A 4,918-nucleotide genomic window follows, 5' to 3' on the forward strand; every position below is an offset into this window, starting at 1 on the left:
CACATCCACTCTCCAGATCATGGGCCACGATCTTGTCTTCGTGTCCACAAAACCGGCAGAAGATCAAAATCGACTTTTGTGCTATAGTGGCTCCCTTTCTTTCCAAAGGATTCGATGTGCACTCAAGGCGTGTCGGCCGCCCACCGAACCGAGATCTTGTGGGCCATTTCCATGAGAGTGGGTGCGACCAGATCCGGGCAGGGTGCGGCGGTTCCTTGCAGTGAAGCATTGATCCCGTGAGTGACCAAGGCTCCCTTGCCACCGAGAGACTGCAACCCGATCGTGTCCCATGCATGGCATGCGACTAGGCACAGGTCCGAGACCGGCCTGCCCAAGGCATCCGAGACGAGCCGGTAAGTCTGCGGCGCAGGCTTGAAGCAGCCGGTCGGCTGAACGCTGAACGATTGGCGGAAAAACTTGTCCAATCCCGATCGTTCAAGAGCCGAAGGTCCGTCCGAAGGCGGCGAATTTGTCAGGGTCACCATATGGAAGCCTTGATCATGCAAATGCGCCAATGCCTCGGCCGCATCGGCGTGGGGCGGCATCCTGCCAATGGCTTTCAGCAGCTGGTCGACTTGTGCATCAGTGATATTGACACCTTTGATCGTGCCGATCATGCGCAGTACTGCCCCTGCCAGGGTGCGGAAGTCGCTTTGCACTTTAGTCAAGGTAAGGACCTGAGAATAAAGGATCAACTGAGCGAACCATTCCCGCATGACCTCCTCGTCATCGAACAAGGTTCCGAACAGGGGGCGGAGATGATCCAGATCGAGCAGCGTCTCATTCACATCGAAAACCAAAACAGGCTTGGCAGGCATCGCTCGATCTCCGGTAGTGGAACTCCCTGAACATGAACCTCCATAATCGAAGAAAGTTCGCCACAGCCTACACCATCAGATCGCGGCGCACTGTTTGAACGCGAAGTGCCAAAACATGCAGCGATAGGACAATTGGACCACAGGGTAGAGTGGCCTCCGCAATATGTAGGGGATTGCAGTGGAGCGTGTGTCGCGCGCTTCACCTTGATATATCATATATCACGCGGCGGCGGCTTCTTTCAGATTCGAAAGCACTCGTCGCAGCGCAGAAGGAACAATAGATGCGGGCCGTCAGAGAAATGCTCTGGCTTGGACCCGCCAGTTCACCTCCTCCCTCGACTCATCCGGTCCAATCGACCAAAGTCCAGGCAACGCATCCAGCGTTCACAATAAACCGCGCAGCACCCGGATGATACCGAGATGCGTTTGCAGCACAGAAACCCTCATGCTGCCGTCTTGTCCTGCAGGACGATTGGCTCCCGACTAGCTGGGCTCGTCAGGACTTGTCCCGAAGAGCCGGCCCCGTTCGGCAACCAGCACACATATGACTGCAAGAATGCCCAGCACAAAGTAGCCTGCTGCCGTAGGAACCACGGTGCCGTTGAACTGTTGACCCACGAAGCCGCCCATCAGCGCGCCACCCACCGTCTGGATGAAGCCGAAAACCGAAGCCGCGGTGCCCGCCACGGCGCCAAGTGGCTGTAGGGACAAGGAGTTCATGTTGGAGGCCGCCCAACCGAACATGAACATGATCGCCGCCAAAAGCCCCAGGAAGAGCCACAGTGGCGGCGCCCCCTCCAGACTAACAAGAAGCAGCACCCCGCTCAGTGCAGTAAAGGCCAGCACGGCGAAGTGGGACATCCTCCGCATCCCGAGCCGCCTGACGATGCGCGAGTTGAGAAATGAGGAAAGCGCCATGAAGCCCGCCACCAAGGCGAAGGCGGCCGGAAACCAGACACCCAGCCCATAGATGTCCACGTATATCTGCTGAGCAGTGCTGATGAAACCAAACAGCGCGCCAAAGAGGCAGGTGCCGGCGAGTGCGTACCAAAAGGCTATCCGGTTCGACACAACGATCCGGAAGCCTCCAAAGACTGATCCCGACGTGAGTGGCCGGCGCTGTTCCGGCTCAAGCGTTTCAGGAAGGCGCAGCAACGTCCAGCCCCCGAAGACAAGCGCCAGTCCTCCCATGAAGACGAAGATGCTTTGCCATGGTCCCAGCAGAAGCAGCACTTCCCCGATTGACGGGGCGACGACAGGGATCACCATGAAGACCATGAAGACCAGCGACATGACCTCGGCCATGGCGCGACCGGCAAAGCAATCGCGCACAACAGCGGTGGCCACGACGCGCGTGGCGCTTGCACCCAGGCCCTGGATGAAGCGCAGGGCCAGCAGGGTGGCGAAGCTGGGCGCCAGGACCGCCCCAAAGGCCGCAAGAACATAAACACAGATTCCCAGCAGGAGCGGCACCCTCCGCCCGAAGCGGTCGGACAGCGGCCCGACGAACAACTGGCCCAGACCAAAGCCCATCATGTAAACGGATATGACGAACTGGCGCTGGTTTTCCTCGGTGACGCTGAGCGCGTCCGCCATGTGCGGCAAGGCCGGCAGCATCACATCGATGGCCAGAGCATTCAGCGACATGATAGCCGCGATCAGTGCGATGAATTCGGTGCGCGACAGCGTGCGGGCAACAACCTTGCTCATGAAATATCCAAAGATTTGAGGCGGAAATAGAAGAGGCTGACCCGGACCGCAGTTCGGTCCGCGCCGCCGGCAAAAGGGTAGACGCCCTCTTTAGCCGGGTATGATCCCGCTTCAAGCCCGGTTTCGGCAGCAGTTGTCATGCCAGGAAGTCGGCGGTTGTATGTATCAATGTATATGTATGTCATGCGCCACCGGCCCCCGTTCATTCATCGGCCGGATCACAAGTTTGGTCGGCGCACTTGTGGCGGGCAAAGTGACATGCAAATCCCCAAGCCCTTCATCCGGTAAAACCGGAAACAGGTAATCGATTTTTGAGGTTCTGAGAGTGGCGCAAGGTCGGCACCTTGAAGAACGGGAACAGCGCCAACCTTATCGAATTTCGAGGCGCCATTGCCCGAGGAGGGGGTGAGTTCCTGAACATCCGTCCGTCAGGGTGAGCAGTGTGAATATCTGCCTCATTCGGTTGAACAGAAATCCAACGATTGACGTGTCAGCAGAGCGAACGAAGTGGAAGGTGAACCTCGAGGCGAAGCCCCAAGCGATCGTTGCCGGGTAACTGCAGAGAACGGGATCTGTCGGAACAACGGCTTCAAACAATCGTCATGCAGGCTGTCCAGCCGGAAAGGATGGAAAGGGAGTGCATGATCTTTCATCAGGACATGCTGCAGTTGGAATTAGTGCTCCCTACCAAGGTACTGACAGGAAAATTTTTAGAGGGCTGGAGAGTGCATGGTCCGAAGCGACCCTCCGACAAGGAAGGCGCTTCGGTCTTTTACCACCATTGAGCTGCTTCGCTTACGTTAATGAGCAAGCATTTCCTGCGCTACCTCGGCACCAGTCATGGAAGACGGATAATAGGTCGGCCAGTTTGTGACCTCTTCAAGCAGTGCCGCACGATCATTACCCCAGTACAGGTGGTAATGGCCAGCATCTTCGGGGAAGATGCCGTGATCGCTGAACTGGATAAAGTCCGGTGCCGCGTCATCACCTGACACCTTAGCAAACACGTAGCGGACGCCGCGGTTGCCAGCCTTGTAGGTCAGAACTTCGTAGCCATCTTCCTCGTAAGTTCCTTCCACAGCCTGGTCACCCACATGGAAGGTCACGGTGCTGCCGTCGATGACGATCCGCCCGACCTCAGTGCGATAGCCGGTTTCATACTCGGCCCGATATTCTTCCGCAGATTTCGACCCGTTTTCGGCCTTGTGCCGCATGACGACGTCGAGAGTGCCGTCCTGCAGCAAAGGATAGACCGATTGCCAATCCCCTTGCCAATCCGTAAGCGCGCGCGCCTTGATCTGATCATCTGCAAAGATGCCCCGTCGGATGTCATCGGAAACATGAGGGTGCGCATGGTCATGATCATGGGCGTGATCATGGTCATGCGAGTGGGCAGGTGCCGGCTCCTTTGACTGCTGGGCCTGAACTTGGGCCGTCATGAACAGCAGCGAACCTGCTGCCAACAACAATCCCGTACGTGCCACAAATGTCATCTTCATGCCTAATTCCTCAAAGTCGCTCAAGCAAAACGCATCAGAGATTTGTTATGTGATATAGTTACGTCCTTCAAGAGAAGATGCGCAAAAATGGCTTCATTATCCAGATCCGTGATAACTGCTCAGTAAGTCCATGTTCACCATAAGATCCGGCTGATCAGCCGCGATCATTAAAGACATGCTTCAAGCAAATGACGCAGCCCTCAGTAATTCGGCAGGGACTATGTCCAGACACTTGACCTGCGGTCGTCGCCGCTCCGGTTCATTTCGCTGCAGGTACGCGGGCGGAGCAGACTGCATTGCGCGATGACCTGTCAGGTGCTGGCAAGGTCGGCGGCAGATGGCCGTGTCTGCGGCGCATGATCCAGTACAAAAGGCGTGCCGAGCAGAGCCTCCCGATCCTGTTGCACCTCGACCTCGGTCATAGCCGCTTCGAGATTCTCGAAAGTCAGAGGCGTTTGTTGTCGAACCGTTGTTCGAAGCGCCTGCCATGCATGGTCTGTTTCAACCCGGCAAGGGAGGCTCAAGCCGCCGATGCGTTTCCTGCATCGCGTTCGCGCCGCACCGCACTGCCAGCACAGTTGCAAGCGGGCCTCCGGAAGTGGCGGAAAGATCGACGCGCGGGTCCTGCGGGCATGCGGTCTGCCTATCCCCATCGGGCTGTAGCTGCCTGTGTCTTCCCGCTTGGAAGGCGTTCGGCGGCGGCCGAACATCCAAAGGCCGCACCGCGCACCAGTCAGGTCCCGCTAAAGTGCCTCAGACTGCGCTCGGCTCCACGTCAGGGTCCCACGCCCGAGTCGCTTGCCCCGGGTAAAGCTGCCGGCTTTGAGGCGGTGAGGGCACAAGCGGTCCAAGACGGACTGGATGGCTCCCATCTCCGGCATGGCACTGTGG

3 protein-coding genes are annotated in these 4,918 nt (G+C 57.7%); all 3 read right to left on the minus strand.

Annotated elements, in window-relative coordinates; genetic code table 11:
• Positions 1–122 precede the first annotated feature (122 nt).
• Positions 123–818: a haloacid dehalogenase type II gene (locus ACLHHB_RS03570; protein WP_410216911.1), complete on the minus strand. Its 696-nt coding sequence runs from the start codon at positions 816–818 to the stop codon at positions 123–125.
• 483 nt (positions 819–1,301) lie between these two features.
• Positions 1,302–2,528, minus strand: a complete 1,227-nt coding sequence (locus ACLHHB_RS03575) for a multidrug effflux MFS transporter (RefSeq protein WP_410216912.1) — start codon at positions 2,526–2,528, stop codon at positions 1,302–1,304.
• Positions 2,529–3,328: 800 nt separating this feature from the next.
• A complete protein-coding gene (locus ACLHHB_RS03580; protein ID WP_410216913.1) occupies positions 3,329–4,021 on the minus strand; it encodes a ZinT family metal-binding protein in 693 nt (230 codons plus the stop codon).
• Positions 4,022–4,918: the final 897 nt, after the last annotated feature.

This window comes from Paracoccus sp. (in: a-proteobacteria), assembly GCF_046462195.1.
Lineage (GTDB): Bacteria > Pseudomonadota > Alphaproteobacteria > Rhodobacterales > Rhodobacteraceae > Paracoccus.